The 13,706-nt window shown below is 65.1% G+C and carries 13 protein-coding genes; 2 read left to right on the top strand and 11 right to left on the bottom strand.

Going from position 1 to position 13,706, the window contains the following annotated elements; all coding sequences use genetic code 11:
- Positions 1–246: 246 nt before the first annotated feature.
- The gene (locus tag KYK29_RS01850; RefSeq protein WP_254689145.1) at positions 247–861 is read right to left on the bottom strand and encodes a J domain-containing protein; all 615 of its coding nucleotides are present in this window, start codon (positions 859–861) and stop codon (positions 247–249) included.
- A gap of 138 nt (positions 862–999) precedes the next feature.
- On the bottom strand, positions 1,000–2,085 hold the full coding sequence (gene dusA / locus KYK29_RS01855; protein WP_254689146.1) for a tRNA dihydrouridine(20/20a) synthase DusA: 1,086 nt from the start codon (positions 2,083–2,085) through the stop codon (positions 1,000–1,002).
- A gap of 108 nt (positions 2,086–2,193) precedes the next feature.
- Here dusA and KYK29_RS01860 point away from each other — a divergent pair, with 108 nt between their 5' ends.
- Positions 2,194–2,724 (top strand): gamma carbonic anhydrase family protein, encoded by a 531-nt coding sequence (locus tag KYK29_RS01860; protein WP_254689147.1) that lies wholly within the window; start codon positions 2,194–2,196, stop codon positions 2,722–2,724.
- 7 nt (positions 2,725–2,731) lie between these two features.
- On the opposite strand, the gene KYK29_RS01865 is transcribed toward KYK29_RS01860, so the two are convergent.
- From KYK29_RS01865 to KYK29_RS01875, 3 genes are read right to left on the bottom strand one after another with little or no spacing between them, the layout of a single operon-like run.
- Positions 2,732–3,127 (bottom strand): Fur family transcriptional regulator, encoded by a 396-nt coding sequence (locus KYK29_RS01865; RefSeq protein ID WP_254689148.1) that lies wholly within the window; start codon positions 3,125–3,127, stop codon positions 2,732–2,734.
- Positions 3,124–3,954 carry a metal ABC transporter permease gene (locus KYK29_RS01870; protein ID WP_254689149.1) on the bottom strand — a complete coding sequence of 277 codons (831 nt, stop codon included), beginning with the start codon at positions 3,952–3,954 and terminating at the stop codon, positions 3,124–3,126. Before KYK29_RS01870 ends, KYK29_RS01865 begins: the two co-directional genes overlap by 4 nt.
- Positions 3,947–4,882 carry an ATP-binding cassette domain-containing protein gene (locus tag KYK29_RS01875; RefSeq protein WP_254689150.1) on the bottom strand — a complete coding sequence of 312 codons (936 nt, stop codon included), beginning with the start codon at positions 4,880–4,882 and terminating at the stop codon, positions 3,947–3,949. Before KYK29_RS01875 ends, KYK29_RS01870 begins: the two co-directional genes overlap by 8 nt.
- A 101-nt stretch (positions 4,883–4,983) precedes the next feature.
- Between KYK29_RS01875 and KYK29_RS01880 the strand changes: the two genes are divergently transcribed.
- Entirely contained in the window at positions 4,984–6,087 is a 1,104-nt protein-coding gene (locus KYK29_RS01880) for a zinc ABC transporter substrate-binding protein (RefSeq protein WP_254689151.1), read from the top strand.
- Between the two features lie 75 nt (positions 6,088–6,162).
- Here the strand turns inward: KYK29_RS01880 and mgrA are convergent, their stop codons facing one another.
- The 6 genes from mgrA to ccoG all read right to left on the bottom strand — a co-directional run bounded on the left by mgrA (position 6,163) and on the right by ccoG (position 13,559).
- Positions 6,163–7,194, bottom strand: coding sequence for an L-glyceraldehyde 3-phosphate reductase (mgrA, locus tag KYK29_RS01885; protein ID WP_254689152.1), 1,032 nt, complete (start codon positions 7,192–7,194; stop codon positions 6,163–6,165).
- A 223-nt stretch (positions 7,195–7,417) separates the two neighbouring features.
- Positions 7,418–8,848, bottom strand: coding sequence for an NADP-dependent phosphogluconate dehydrogenase (gene gnd, locus KYK29_RS01890; protein ID WP_254689153.1), 1,431 nt, complete (start codon positions 8,846–8,848; stop codon positions 7,418–7,420).
- Between the two features lie 199 nt (positions 8,849–9,047).
- Positions 9,048–9,203 carry a cbb3-type cytochrome oxidase assembly protein CcoS gene (ccoS, locus tag KYK29_RS01895; protein WP_254689154.1) on the bottom strand — a complete coding sequence of 52 codons (156 nt, stop codon included), beginning with the start codon at positions 9,201–9,203 and terminating at the stop codon, positions 9,048–9,050.
- Positions 9,200–11,491, bottom strand: coding sequence for a cation-translocating P-type ATPase (locus KYK29_RS01900; RefSeq protein WP_254689155.1), 2,292 nt, complete (start codon positions 11,489–11,491; stop codon positions 9,200–9,202). Before KYK29_RS01900 ends, ccoS begins: the two co-directional genes overlap by 4 nt.
- Entirely contained in the window at positions 11,488–11,988 is a 501-nt protein-coding gene (locus tag KYK29_RS01905) for a FixH family protein (protein ID WP_254689156.1), read from the bottom strand. The genes KYK29_RS01900 and KYK29_RS01905 overlap by 4 nt, the downstream gene beginning before the upstream one ends.
- Positions 11,988–13,559 carry a cytochrome c oxidase accessory protein CcoG gene (gene ccoG / locus KYK29_RS01910; protein ID WP_254689157.1) on the bottom strand — a complete coding sequence of 524 codons (1,572 nt, stop codon included), beginning with the start codon at positions 13,557–13,559 and terminating at the stop codon, positions 11,988–11,990. Before ccoG ends, KYK29_RS01905 begins: the two co-directional genes overlap by 1 nt.
- Positions 13,560–13,706 lie beyond the last annotated feature (147 nt).

Here is a 13,706-nt window from a genome sequence, read left to right on the forward strand (position 1 = left end):
AATAGGCTGTTATCGACCAATAGGCAAGGCCATTCTTTTCAGCCACACACTTTCGTCCGCGGGATACCGATGAAATATTCAATATAATCAAACGGATATATGGCGATATAATTTTCAGCGCCCGCATCGCCCCCCTCTCCTGGAAGGCCGCGCGATCTCAAAATCCGGAGCAAAAGGCCCGGCGCTGGCCGGCGTCACCGGACTCCTTGACGGACCATGGGCGATATGCCGCTGCCGGCCGGGCGGCTATTCCGCCGCCTCGCCTTCGAGCGCCTCGACGGGAGCGGACGTGCCGATCCCGGACGCCGCAAGCTCATAGGAATAGCCTTCCAGCATGGCATAGGCCTGCTCGATGGCGCCGATCTGGCTTTCGGCGTTGCGGATCGCCTCGCCGATCGACTGCGAGCGGGCGCGCAGCATGGAGCCCAGAAAATCGGTGCCGGCCTTGCGGCCGAGCCGGTCGATGTGCTGGCGCACACGGTTGCGGTGGCGCTCCAGCTCGAGAATGTGGAACCGGCTCTTGACGATGTCGTCGGAAAGCTTCCGGCGCATCGCGGCCAGGGGATCGAAGCTGCCGGGCTCGCGCTCGTCGAGGATGACGTCGTTGACCAGCGGCTCGAGCAGCATCAGGCCCTTGAGATCGCGCGGATCGGCAAGCTGCGGATCGAAACCGGTGTCGTCATAGACTTTCCGCCGCACGGGATCGCGCAACAGGTCGTAGCAGGCCTGCAAGCGCGCGAACTGATCGGCGTCGCCGCCGGAATCGGGATGCATGCCCTTGGCGGCCTTGCGATAGGCGGTCTTGACGGTCTGTTCGTCGGCATCGCGTGCAATGTCGAGCGTGGCATAGGGATCGATCACCCGGTCACCTGTATCGTCTTCGTTCCGGTCTTGCCCACACCTAGCCGCCCGAGGGGCGGGCATCAAGGGTGAAGCGGCGCAAGTTTCGGCCGCCGAGGCGACGAAATTGTGGTCGCGCGGCGGCCGTGCACAGGAAGATCACTCGGCCGCCTGCGCCGCCGGCCGGGCGGAAAGGACGGCGTCGAAAGCGGCATGGATCACCTCCGGCCCCGCGCCGGGCCGCGTCGCCTCCGTCGAAAGGATCTGCCGGTAGCGCCGCGCGCCGGGAAATCCCTGGAAAAGCCCGATCATGTGGCGCGTCACATTCGCCACCCGCCCCCCTTCGGCCATCACCTCCGCGGCATGGGTGGCCATGGCGTCCCGGACCGCCTCCCAGCGGGAAGCCGGCAGGCTGCGCGGATCGCCCGGCAATCCGGCGGAAACGAAGGCTTGCGGTTGCAGCGGATGGGGGAAAAGCCCGTCCACCCCGGTCAAAAGCCCGCTATCCTGATAGGCGGCCCGCCCGAGCATGACGCCGTCGAGGCCTTCCATCGCGGCCACCGCTTGACTCAACGTATGAAGCCCGCCGTTCAGCCCTATGAAAAGTCCGGGATTTTCCGCTTTCACCTGGCGAACGAGACCATAGTCGAGCGGCGGAATATCGCGGTTTTCCTTCGGCGAAAGCCCCTGTAGCCAGGCCTTTCGCGCATGCACCCAGACCGCATCCGCTCCGGCGGCGGCGACCCGGGAGACAAGCGCGCGCAACGCGACCTCCGGCTCCTGGTCGTCGACGCCGATCCGGCACTTGACGGTGACGGGTATGGACACCGCCGCCCGCATCGCCGCCACGCATCTGGCGACCGTTTCCGGTTCGAGCATCAGGCAGGCGCCGAACGTACCGGATTGCACCCGGTCCGAGGGACATCCCACATTGAGGTTGATCTCGTCGTATCCGAACCCGGCTCCGATCCGCGCCGCCTCGGCAAGCTTTTGCGGGTCGCTGCCGCCGAGCTGGAGGGCGACGGGATGTTCCGCCGGACGACAGCCGAGCAGCCGCTCCCGATTGCCCCGCAGGATAGCGTCGGCGACGATCATTTCGGTATAGAGCAGCGCGTTTTTCGTGAGCTGGCGCGCGAAATAACGGTAGCGGGAATCGGACCAGTCGATCATCGGCGCGGTGGCGAAGATCTTCGTCCCGCCGCTCACGGCGCGGTGATAGAATGTGTTGCGCGACGTCTGCATCATGGGCGGCACATACTCCATCCTGACTGCGAAAACCACCCTTGCGCCTTGCCCCGGACCGCAGGTCGCATGCTAAGGTCCGGAATCAACGCCTCTTGCGGAGTTTCGCCCATGCCGCTCTATATGCTCGACGACATTGCACCGACGCTGCCGCCGGAAGGCCGCTACTGGATCGCGCCGGACGCCCATGTCATCGGCCGGGTCGTTCTCGGCGAGGATGTCGGCATCTGGTTCGGGGCGGTGCTGCGCGGCGACAATGAACCGATCGTCGTCGGCGCCCGCTCGAACATCCAGGAAGGCGTGGTCGTTCACACCGACCCCGGAAAACCCGTCACCATCGGCGAAGGCTGCACCATCGGCCACCGCGCCATCATCCATGGCTGCACCATCGGCGACAATTCGCTGATCGGCATGGGCGCGACCGTGTTGAACGGCGCGGAAATCGGCAGGAACTGCCTCGTCGGCGCCAATGCGCTGGTGACGGAAGGCAAGGTCTTTCCCGACAATTCCCTGATCGTCGGAGCGCCGGCCAGGGCCATCCGCCAGCTCGACGAGGCGGCCGTCGAGGCATTGCGCCAGTCGGCGGAAAGCTACGTGCGCAACTGGCAACGCTTTTCCGGCGGAATGAAGCGGATCGACTGATCCGCCGTCAGGCGCATCCCGCGCACTGGCCGCGGATCTCGATCGTCGTCTTGTCGGTCTTGAAGTTCCGGGCGCGGGCAAAGCCCTTCAGCCGTTCCTCCAGCACATGATCGTGGAACTCCGTCACCTGGCCGCAGGTTTCGCAGATGATGAAGGCGGTCACGCCATGAGCATGGCAGTCTTCCTCCGGATGCGCGCAGGCCACGAAGGCGCTGATGCTTTCCAGCCGGTGCACGATGCCGATTTCCAGAAGCTTGTCCAGCGCCCGATAGACCTGCAACGGAGCGCGAAATCCGTCCCCCCGCAACTTGTCGAGGATCGTATAGGCGCTGAGCGGCGCTTCCGCTTCGCTCAGCACGTCGAAGACCAGCGCCTGATTGCGCGTGAGCCGATGTGTGGTCATGCCCGACCTCCCTGGCTGGTTCCGGACTGGTCCGCCACCCGCGTTCCCGCTTTCGAAACGAGGCTTGCGATGAACAGCGCAAGCGCTGCGACGACGATGGACGGGCCGGAAGGCGTATCGAATTTCAGCGAGCCGAACAGCCCGCCCGCGACCGCGAGCGCGCCGATCACCGAGGCGGCGGTGGCCATGGTTTCGGGACTACGCGCGAAACGGCGCGCGGTGGCTGCCGGAATGATGAGCAGCGACGTGATGAGCAGGATGCCGACGATCTTCATGGCAATAGCGATGACAAGCGCCATCAGCAGCATGAAGGCAAGCCGCGCCTTCTCCGGCTCCAGCCCTTCGGCCGCCGCCAGTTCCGGATTGACGGTCGAGGCCACCAGCGGCCGCCACAGGCGGATGACGGCGAAAAGCACGAGAATGCCGCCGCCCCAGACGAGTTGCACATCGGCCAGGCTGACGGCGAGAATATCGCCGAAGAGAAAGCCGACGAGGTCGATGCGCACCCACGTCATGAAGGAAACGATGACGAGGCCGACGGCGAGCGTGGCATGCGAGAGAATGCCGAGCAACGCGTCGGTGGACAGAGTTCCCCGTTTCTGGAGAAGGAGCAGCAGCAGCGATACCGCCGTGGCGACGGCGAAGACGCTCAGCGTCAGGTTCAATTCCATCAGCAGCGACAGGGCGACGCCGAGAAGCGCCGAATGGGCCATCGTATCGCCGAAATAGGCCATCCGCCGCCAGACCACGAAACAGCCGAGCGGCCCGACCGTGAGCGCCAGTCCTATGCCTGCGGCAAGCGCCCGTATGAAGAAATCGTCAAACATCGCGCCGCGCCTCCGCCGCTTCGGAGCCTTCCGCCGGGCCGTGATCGTGCCCGCAGGCGCAATCCGGGCCATGGGCGTGGACGATACGCATCGGACCGGCGCGGCCATTGGGCAGGACCTGCTCGTGATGGCCGTCATCGGGCCGGCAGCTATCGGTGATCGAGCCGTCGGCATGCAGGACGCGGCCGTCCGGCAGGTGGGTGTGATCGTGATGATGGCTGTAGAAGGCCAGCGTTTCGCTCGCCCGCACGCCGAAAAGCTGGCGATATTCCTCGCTCCGGCTCACCGTTTCCGGCGTGCCGCGGCAGCAGACGTGGCCGTTGAGACAGATCACCGTATCGGTCTCGGCCATCACCACATGCAAATCGTGGGAAATCAGCAGGATGCCGCAGCCGGTCCGGTTGCGGATCGTCTTGATCAGGTCGTAGAGCGCGATCTCGCCGGAAAAATCGACGCCCTGCACCGGTTCGTCGAGCACCAGCAAATCCGGCTTTCGGGCGATCGCCCGAGCGAGCAGCGCGCGCTGGAACTCGCCGCCGGAAAGATGCTGCACCTCCGCGCGCGCGAGGTGAGCAATTCCGGTCGCGGCAAGCGCGGCCTCCGTCTCGGCTCCCTTCAGCGGCCCGGTCAGCGTCATCAGCCGCTCGACGGTGAGCGGCATGGTCCAGTCGATCGCCAGCTTCTGCGGCACATAGCCCACGCGCAATCCAGCTCGCCGCTCCACCCGGCCCTCGTCGGGCCTGAAGACGCCGATGGCCGCCTTGGCGGTGGTGGACTTTCCCGAGCCATTGGGGCCGATCAGCGTCACGATCTCCCCCGGGGCAATGGAGAAATCCACATCGCGGACCAGCCAGCGCCCCTGACGGCGCACCCCCATCCCGGCAAGCGAGACGAGCGGTGAAAGATTTCCTGCATTCGTTTGCAACATCGATTTTTCCAAGCCGGCTGTTGCCACTTGCTATGACACACGTTATAGCATTACGCAATAAATGTAATAACATTACCAACGCAATCAAGATGGACCCGCTCATGAACAAGGCCTTGCGCATCTTCCTTCTCACCACGGCTCTCACTGCGACGGGCGCGATCGCCGCCCGGGCCGGGACGCCGGATGTGGTCGTCTCGGTCAAGCCGATTCATTCGCTCGTCGCCGCGATCATGCAGGGCGTCGGCGAGCCGGGGCTGATCGTCGAGGGTGCCGCTTCGCCGCACACCTACTCCATGAAGCCCTCCAACGCGACGGCCCTGCAAAAGGCGGATCTGGTGTTCTGGGTCGGCCCGGGACTCGAACCTTTCCTTGAAAAGCCGCTTGAAACGCTCGGCGTCAAGGCCACGGTGGTCGAACTGGAGGATGCGCCCGGACTGGAAAAACTCCCCTTCCGTGAGGGCGGTCCCTTCGAGGACCATGATCATGGACACGCGCACGCCGAGGACGAGCAGCACGCCCATCAAGACGGTCACGACCACGGCACGGAAACCGGGGAAAACCACGACCATGAGAAAGAGGCCGGACACAAAGACCATGAGCATGGCGAGAGTGAAGGCCACGAGCATGGCGAGACGGAAGGCCATGAACATGCCCACGAAGAAGGCCACGATCACGATCACGGCGCCTTCGACAGCCATCTCTGGCTCGATCCGCAGAACGCCCGCGCAATGGCTGCGGAAATCGCCAGCAAACTCGTCGAAAAGGACGCCGCCAACGCCCCTTCCTACGAGGCCAATCTTGCAGCGCTCAATGAGCGGCTGGATGCCCTCGACCGGGAAATCGTCGAGATCGTCGCGCCGGTCAGGGACAAGCCGTTCATCGTCTTCCACGACGCCTATCAATATTTCGAGCACCGCTACGGCGTACGCACGGCAGGCTCGATCACGGTCAGCCCGGAATCCCTGCCGGGCGCCGACCGGCTTTCGAAAATCCGCCAGAAAGTCGTCGACCTCGGCGCGACCTGCGTCTTCGCCGAACCGCAATTCGAGCCGAAGCTGGTGAATGTCGTTCTGGAGGGAACCCCGGCGAAATCCGGCACGCTCGATCCGGAAGCCGCCACCTTCGATGCCGGTCCGGAGCTTTATTTCACGCTGATGAAGGGCATCGCCACATCGCTGCGCGATTGCCTCGGCGAACCCGGCTGACGCGGATTATCCCCCTTCCCGCCTGTCCGGGAAGGGGTCGTCCGGCGGAACACGGGGTGTCGCCGCACCCTCGCCTCAGTCGCGCTCGGCGGAACGCTTCCACAGGTTGATGTCGGCTTCCCGGGCGTAATTGTCGATCTCCGCCAGTTCCGCAGCCGTGAAGTCCAGATTTTCCAGCGCCTTGACGCAATCGACGATCTGCGAGGAACGGCTGGCGCCGATGAGCGCCGAGGTGACGCGGCCGCCCCGCAGCACCCAGGCGATCGCCAGTTGCGCCAGCGTCTGGCCACGCCCTTCGGCGATGGCGCTGAGCTTGCGGATATTGTCGATGATCTCGGGACGGATGAAGTCCTTCTTCAGGAAATGATTGAGCGCCGCACGGCTGTCTTCCGGAATGCCTCCGAGATATTTCGACGTCAGCATCCCCTGCGCCAATGGCGAAAAGACGATGGACCCGATGCCGAGATCGTCGAGCGCGTCGAGCAGGCCGTCGTCCTCGACCCAGCGGTTAAGCATGGAATAGCTCGGCTGGTGGATGAGGCAGGGCGTGCCGAGATCCTTGAGGATCGCCGCCGCTTCACGGGTTCGCTGCGAATTGTAGGAGGAAATCCCGACATAGAGCGCCCGGCCCGAGCGCACGATATGATCGAGCGCGCCGCAGGTTTCCTCAAGCGGCGTATCGGGATCGAAGCGGTGCGAATAGAAGATGTCGACATAGTCGAGCCCCATGCGCTTCAGGCTCTGGTCACAGGAGGCGATCAGATACTTGCGGCCGCCCCATTCGCCATAGGGACCCGGCCACATATCGTAGCCGGCCTTGGAGGAAATGATCAGCTCATCGCGCAGACCGGCAAAATCCGTGCGCAGGATCTCCCCGAAGGCGATTTCCGCCGTGCCGGGCGGCGGGCCGTAATTATTGGCGAGGTCGAAATGGGTGATGCCCAGATCGAAGGCCGTCCGGCACATATCGACCTTGCGCTCATGCGGCGTGTCGTCGCCGAAATTGTGCCAGAGACCGAGCGAGATCGCCGGCAATTTCAGGCCGGAGCGCCCCACGCGGTTATAGGTCATGGTATCGTAACGATTGTCGGCCGGCTGCCATGCCATGGTCTTCTCCTCCACGTCGATCCGTTGTCGTTTCGCGTCCCGCCCGTCAGGCTGACGGGGCATTTTATCCGCATGTCTGGCGCGACAGCGCCCGTGCCGGCATGGCGAGGTCGAAATGCGTCAAACGATTCCTCCCTCGCCCCCTCCTCCGTCCGGCCATCTGCCAAAACGCACGCGGCCCGACCATTCGGCCGGGCCTTGCTCCTTCGCTCCGCAGTATGCCTCAGGCGTTGAGGCCGGAACCCCAGGGGCCATGATGGCTGTCGGCACCATCGACGCGGTCGAAACCATGCGCGCCGAAGAAATCACGTTGCGCCTGGATGATGTTCGCCGTGCCGCGGGCGCGGCGATAGCTGTCGAAATAGCCGAGCGCCGAAGCAAGCGCCGGCGTCGGCAGACCGGAAAGCGCCGCCGTCGAAACGACGCGGCGCAGCGCGCCGTCCGTTTCCTTCACCATCGAGGCGAAGGCCGGGGTGACGATGAGGTTCGCCACGTCCGGCGCTTTCGTGAAGGCGCTGGTGATCTCGTCGAGGAACTGCGAGCGGATGATGCAGCCGGCACGCCAGATCTTCGCGATCGTCGGCATCGGCAGGTTCCAGCCATATTCCTTCGAGGCCGCGGCCATGACGGCGAAGCCCTGCGCATAGGCGCCGATCTTGCCGGCGAGCAGCGCATTTTCCAGATCCTTGATGAAGGCGGCCCTGTCGGCCACCTTGAGTTCGGGAACGTCCGGCAGGCCGAGGATCGTCTCCGCCGCCTCGCGCTCGCCCTTCATGGAGGAAATCGAGCGGGCCGCGACCGCCGCCTCGATCCCGGTCGCCGGGACGCCCATGTTCTGCGCTTCGATGGCGGACCACTTGCCCGTGCCCTTCTGGCCGGCCTTGTCGAGGATCATGTCGACCATCGGCGTGCCGCTGATCGGATCGGCGGCGGCCAGAACCTTGGCGGTGATCTCGGTGAGATAGGATTCCAGCCGCCCCTTGTTCCATTCCGCAAAGACCGCGCCGATCTCGTCGGCGCTCATCTTCAGTCCGTCCCGCAGGATGCCGTAGATTTCGGCGATCATCTGCATGTCGGCATATTCGATGCCGTTATGGATGGTCTTGACGAAATGGCCCGCGCCGTTCTCACCGAGCCAGGCGACGCAGGGGTCGTCCTTGTACTTGGCGGCGATCGAGGTCAGAACCTTCTCGACGCGCTTCCAGCTTTCCTCGGTCCCGCCCACCATGATCGACGGCCCGTGGCGCGCGCCTTCCTCGCCACCGGAAACGCCCATGCCGATGAAGGTGAGGCCGGAATCCTTGAGCGCGTCGAAGCGGCGCATCGTGTCGCGGAAATTCGCATTGCCGGCATCGATCATGATGTCGTTCTTTTCGAGATGGGGGCGCAGCAGTTCCATCTGCTGGTCGACCGCGGCACCGGCCTGGATCATGATGATGATCGGGCGCGGCGGACGGATGGCGGCGACGAATTCCTCGATGGTCTCGCAAGGAACGACCTGGTCCTTCAGCGCGCCGGCTTCCGCGTAGAATTCCTTCGTGCGGGCGGCGGTGCGGTTGAACACCGCGATCCTGTTGCCCTTCTCGGCAATGTTGAGCGCCAGGTTCGACCCCATGACGCCGAGACCGATAAGCCCGATTTCCGCCTGTGCCACGTCTATACCTCCGTAGGAAGGCGCAGCGCCGGAGAAAGGGAGCGTTCGTCCGCAACGCTGCGCAGGAATCTGGATGAGGAGCCATGGTGATCGATCCGGCCAACCACGCTCCATCGGTTCGTGTTTTGGCACTCAAATCGATTAAGTACAAGCAATTGTTTGCTCGCGCGGGGCATTTTGCCGCCGCCAGGCCGGCGGCCTAGGTGTCCGGCCGGTCGTCGCCATCGTCCAGCACGCGCCAGGACGCGCCGTCGATATCGTCGTACTGGCCGTTTCTGACCGACCAGAGAAAAGCGACCAGACCCATCCCGCCAAGAAACAGCGCGATGGGAATGAGGTAGAGCAGCGTGTTCATGCGGCCTCGGCGAGTGGGGTTTGCGGCGCATCGGCGGTCTTGCGTCGGCTGAAGGCCGGCGGTGCCCCGCGCAGCCGCAGCGAATTCGCCACGACCACGATCGAAGACGTCGACATGGCGATGGCGGCGATCAGCGGCGTGGCATGACCGAGCAGCGCGATCGGGACCGCAAGCACGTTGTAGCCGATGGCCAGGGCGAAATTCTGGCGGATGCCCCGGCCGGCCCGGCGCGCCGTCTCGATCGCGAAAGGCAACGCCTCGAAACTGTCATGCAGGAAGACGAAGTCGGCGGCCTGCCGCCCGACATCGGCGGCCGTCGCCGGCGCCATGGAGACATGCGCCGCCGCCAGCGCCGGCGCATCGTTGATGCCGTCGCCGACCATCAGCACGCGATGTCCCGCCGCCGCCCGGTCGGCCACCCGCTCGGTCTTTTCGCGCGGCGAAAGGCCCGCCTGCCAACGCTCGATGCCGAGCTGGCCCGCAATGCGCGCCACCGCCGGCGCGCGGTCCCCCGACAGGATCGCCATGTCAATACCGCCGGCGCGCAGCTGTGCGACGGCCTCCTTAGCGCCGGGCCTCAGCGCATCCTCGAAACGGAACGTCTCGATCAGCCTGCCGTCGCGCGACAGAACGACCTCGGAAAGAGCATGATCCCCCTCGCCCTGCGCCGCCGCGCCGCAGGCAAAGGCGCGGTTGCCGAGCCGCAGAAGCCCTTCCGGCGTTTCGGCCTCCATTCCGCCGCCGGCGATCTCGCGCACGTCGTCGAGAAGCCGCACCGGCCCGGCGTGGGCCGCCGCCAGCGCTTCCGAAAGCGGATGGCGGGAACGGATCGCCAGGGCTGCGGCAAGCGCGAGATTCGAGCGATCCACGCGCTCGCGCCCGACAAGGCGCGGCCGTCCGAGCGTCAGCGTGCCGGTCTTGTCGAAGATGGCGGTGTCGATCTCGGCGAGGCGCTCCATGGCGGAGCCTTCCTTCACCATGACGCCGCCGGCAAAGAGGCGTCCGGCCGCCACGACCTGCACGACCGGCACGGCGAGCCCCAGCGCGCAGGGGCAGGTGATGATGAGGACGGCGATCGCCACGAGCATGGCATGCTTCCAGTCGCCGTCATAAAAGCCCCAGCCGAGGAAGGCGACGAGCGCCAGAATATGCACGACGGGCGAATAGATCTGCGCGGCGCGGTCGGCGATACGGCGATAGCGCGCCCGGCCGCCCTCGGCCGCTTCCATCAGCGCGATCACCTCGGAAAGGAAGGAATCGCGCGCCGTGGCGACAGCCTCGACGAGGAGCGCGCCGGTCAGGTTCATCGCGCCCGCCTCCAGGCGCGTTCCCGCCTCGACGGAGACCGGCGCGCTTTCGCCGTTGACGATCGAGCGGTCGACGTCGCTCGCGCCGGACAGCACGCGACAGTCGAGGGGAATGCGCTCGCCGGCCGCCACCGAGAGATGCGCGCCGATGGCGATCTCCTCGACCGGCCGATAGTCCCGCGCGCCGTCCGCCGTCACCACCATCGCCCCGCGGGGCGACAGCCGGGCAAGGCTCGTGACGGCGGAGCGGGCGCGGTCGCGCATCACGTGATCGAGCGTGCGGCCGATCAGCAGGAAGAAGAGCAGGCTCACCGTTGCGTCGAACCAGACATGTTGCGCGCCGTGCAGCGTCTCCCACAGCGAGACGACATAGGAAAGCGTGATGGCGAGCGCGATCGGCACGTCCATATTGGTACGCCCGTGCCGGAGCGCGTTCCATGCCGAATAATAGAAGAAGCGGCCCGAATAGAGGAGCGTCGGCCCGGCGATCAGCGCGGAGATCCAGTGGAACAGATCGCGCGTCGCCGCATCCGCGCCGGACCATACCGAGACGGAGAGCAGCATGATGTTCATCGAGGCGAAGCCGGCGACCGCCAGCGCGCGGATCAGCTGGTTGCGCAGCCTGTCGTGGCCTTCCGCCGCCAGCGAGAAGAGATGGGCGTCGTATCCCCTGTCCCGGATGGCGCGAGCAAAGCCCTGCGGGTCCGTCGTCCGGCCGTCCACGCTTTCCCGCCACACCACCGAAACGCGCCGGGAGGAAAGGTTGACACGGGCCTGCACGACTTCGGGGAGCGCCTTGAGCGCGCTTTCGATCGTCGTGATGCAGGCGCCGCAATGGATGCCCGGCACGCTGAGATCGCTCTGCCTTTCGCCCTCGTTGACGATGCGGCTCGCCAGTATCAGTTCTTCGGTCGAGGGAAGCGCCTGCGCGGCACGGGCGATTTCGCCCGCCGCTTCCACACCCGGAGCACAGCAGCTCATGTCCCGTCTCCCCCGACGACGGTGCGGATCGTCTGGTGGAACACTGGCCCGCCCTCGTGCCCGGCGCTGATATCGACGATCCACTGCCCCGGAGCGATCTGCCGTTCCCCGGTGAAGAGGCCGTCGGCGGCGGGTGAAAGCGACAGCGTGAAATCCGCCCGCTCGTCCACCGGCCGCTTGAAACGTGCGCTCACCTCGTCGGCGACGACCGGCATGCCCTGCGCGTCGACCAGGCGATAGGCGACCTTGCCGCCCTCGATGGTGAGTTCGCCCTCCATTCCGCTTGCCGCCAGCGCGCGCGCCGCCGCCACCTTGCCGTTGAACTGCTGGCTGGCGACATAGGTATTCTGCACGACGAGACCGCTCCAGGTCCGCGAGGCATTCCACGCCATGACCAGATTGACGGTAATGATCGTGCCGAAGAACAGCAGCATGATCACCAGCATATGCCAGCCGGTGAAGACGAAACCGTCCGGCCGGCGATCCAGTTTTTCCATTATCGTGCTCCCGGGATATTGAAACGAGCGGAATAGACGTCGCGTTCGTGACCCTGACGGTCCTCGGCGATCAGTTCGAATCCATCGGTCGCTTCTGCGAGATTGTCTTTCGGCAGTGTAACGAAAACACGCAGCGCCGTCACCTTGTCGGGGTCGACCGGGACCGCGACAAACCGTCCGTCCACGCTGTCGTGGCCGCTCACCCGCATCGTCGCGCCGGGCAGTCCCTCCAGCGAAAGCGTGATGACGCGCGGCTCGGGGATCATGTTGAGAAGCTTCACGGCGTAGCCGTTGCGGATCGATCCGTCCGATTCGACGACGAACTGCGGATTGCGGTCGTGGATGACGTTGAGTTCCAGCCGCTCGCGCGCCAGCAGCGCGACGAGCAACCCGACGCCAGCCAGCGACCAGATGCCGAAATACACCAGCGTGCGCGGCCGGAAGATCACACGCCAGTTGAAATGACGCACGGCGCTCGACAGGTTGCCGTTCTCGTCGCGCATCCGGGCGGGGTCGATCGTCGCCGCCCCGCCAGCCGTCGCCAGCGCCATATTGGCGGAATAGTCCGAAAGCGTGGCGTAGTGGATCAGCCCCCGTTCCTTGCCGATCCTGTCCATGACGTTGTCGCAGGCGTCGATGCAGAGCGCACAGGTGATGCATTCGAGCTGCTGGCCGTCCCTTATGTCGATGCCCATGGGACAGACGGCCACGCAGGCGTTGCAATCGACGCAATCGCCGACGCTTTCGCCCGCCGCAAGCGCCCTCTTGGAATGACGCGAGCGGGGCTCGCCGCGCCAGTCGTTATAGGTCACGACCAGCGAATTCTCATCCAGCATCGCCGCCTGGATGCGCGGCCAGGGGCACATATAGGTGCAGACCTGCTCGCGCATCAGCCCGCCGAAGACATAGGTCGTCGCCGTAAGGATCGCGACGGTGATATAAGCGACCGTCGGCGCCTGGAACATCACGAAATCGATGAGCAGCGTCGGCGCGTCGGCGAAGTAGAAGATCCATGCGCCGCCGGTGGCGACCGCGATGAACAGCCAGACCGCATGCTTGCTTGTCCGCTTCCACAGCTTGCCGAACGTCCAGGGCGCGGTCTCCAGCTTGATACGCGCATTGCGATCGCCCTCGATCGCCCGCTCCACGACGAGGAACAGGTCGACCCAGACCGTCTGGGGACAGGCGTAGCCGCACCACGCCCGCCCGACGGCGGAGGTGACGAGGAACAGGCCGAACCCCGCCATGACGAGAAGTCCCGCCACGAAGAAGAATTCCTGCGGCCAGATCTCAATGAAGAAGAAATAGAACCGGCGGCCGGCCAGATCGACGAGAACGGCCTGATCCGGCGCGTGCGCGCCGCGATCCCAGCGAATCCACGGCGTCAGATAGTAGATGCCGAGCGTCACCAGCATCACCAGCCACTTGAAACGGCGGAAACGGCCCTCCGCCCGTTTGGGGAAGATTTTCTTGCGCTTTTCGTAGAGAGGCTTTCGGGCCTTCGCCGAATTGACGGGCTCCGCCTCCAGCCGCTCGATGGAATTGTAAACTGTGGTGGTCCCTTGCCGCATCGTCCTGGCCGCATGTCACGATATAACGGGACAATGCCGTCAACGGGCGCGCCTATCGTTGATCCATGTCAATTTTTGCATTTGTCAGGGCGCGGCGGGTTGCCGCACGGCCGGCAGGCGGGTTATCGGAAGGACCGCGTTCCGTTT

The sequence above is a fragment of the Shinella daejeonensis genome, from assembly GCF_024281235.1.
GTDB classification, from domain to species: Bacteria; Pseudomonadota; Alphaproteobacteria; order Rhizobiales; family Rhizobiaceae; genus Shinella; species Shinella daejeonensis.

Excerpts from the sequence above, each read along its gene's own strand:
- dusA (WP_254689146.1), bottom strand. The coding sequence starts at position 2,085 with ATGATGCAGACGTCGCGCAACACATTCTATCACCGCGCCGTGAGCGGC.
- KYK29_RS01860 (WP_254689147.1), top strand. The coding sequence starts at position 2,194 with ATGCCGCTCTATATGCTCGACGACATTGCACCGACGCTGCCGCCGGAA.
- KYK29_RS01865 (WP_254689148.1), bottom strand. The coding sequence starts at position 3,127 with ATGACCACACATCGGCTCACGCGCAATCAGGCGCTGGTCTTCGACGTG.
- KYK29_RS01870 (WP_254689149.1), bottom strand. The coding sequence starts at position 3,954 with ATGTTTGACGATTTCTTCATACGGGCGCTTGCCGCAGGCATAGGACTG.
- KYK29_RS01875 (WP_254689150.1), bottom strand. The coding sequence starts at position 4,882 with ATGTTGCAAACGAATGCAGGAAATCTTTCACCGCTCGTCTCGCTTGCC.
- KYK29_RS01880 (WP_254689151.1), top strand. The coding sequence starts at position 4,984 with ATGAACAAGGCCTTGCGCATCTTCCTTCTCACCACGGCTCTCACTGCG.
- mgrA (WP_254689152.1), bottom strand. The coding sequence starts at position 7,194 with ATGGCATGGCAGCCGGCCGACAATCGTTACGATACCATGACCTATAAC.
- ccoS (WP_254689154.1), bottom strand. The coding sequence starts at position 9,203 with ATGAACACGCTGCTCTACCTCATTCCCATCGCGCTGTTTCTTGGCGGG.
- KYK29_RS01900 (WP_254689155.1), bottom strand. The coding sequence starts at position 11,491 with ATGAGCTGCTGTGCTCCGGGTGTGGAAGCGGCGGGCGAAATCGCCCGT.
- KYK29_RS01905 (WP_254689156.1), bottom strand. The coding sequence starts at position 11,988 with ATGGAAAAACTGGATCGCCGGCCGGACGGTTTCGTCTTCACCGGCTGG.
- ccoG (WP_254689157.1), bottom strand. The coding sequence starts at position 13,559 with ATGCGGCAAGGGACCACCACAGTTTACAATTCCATCGAGCGGCTGGAG.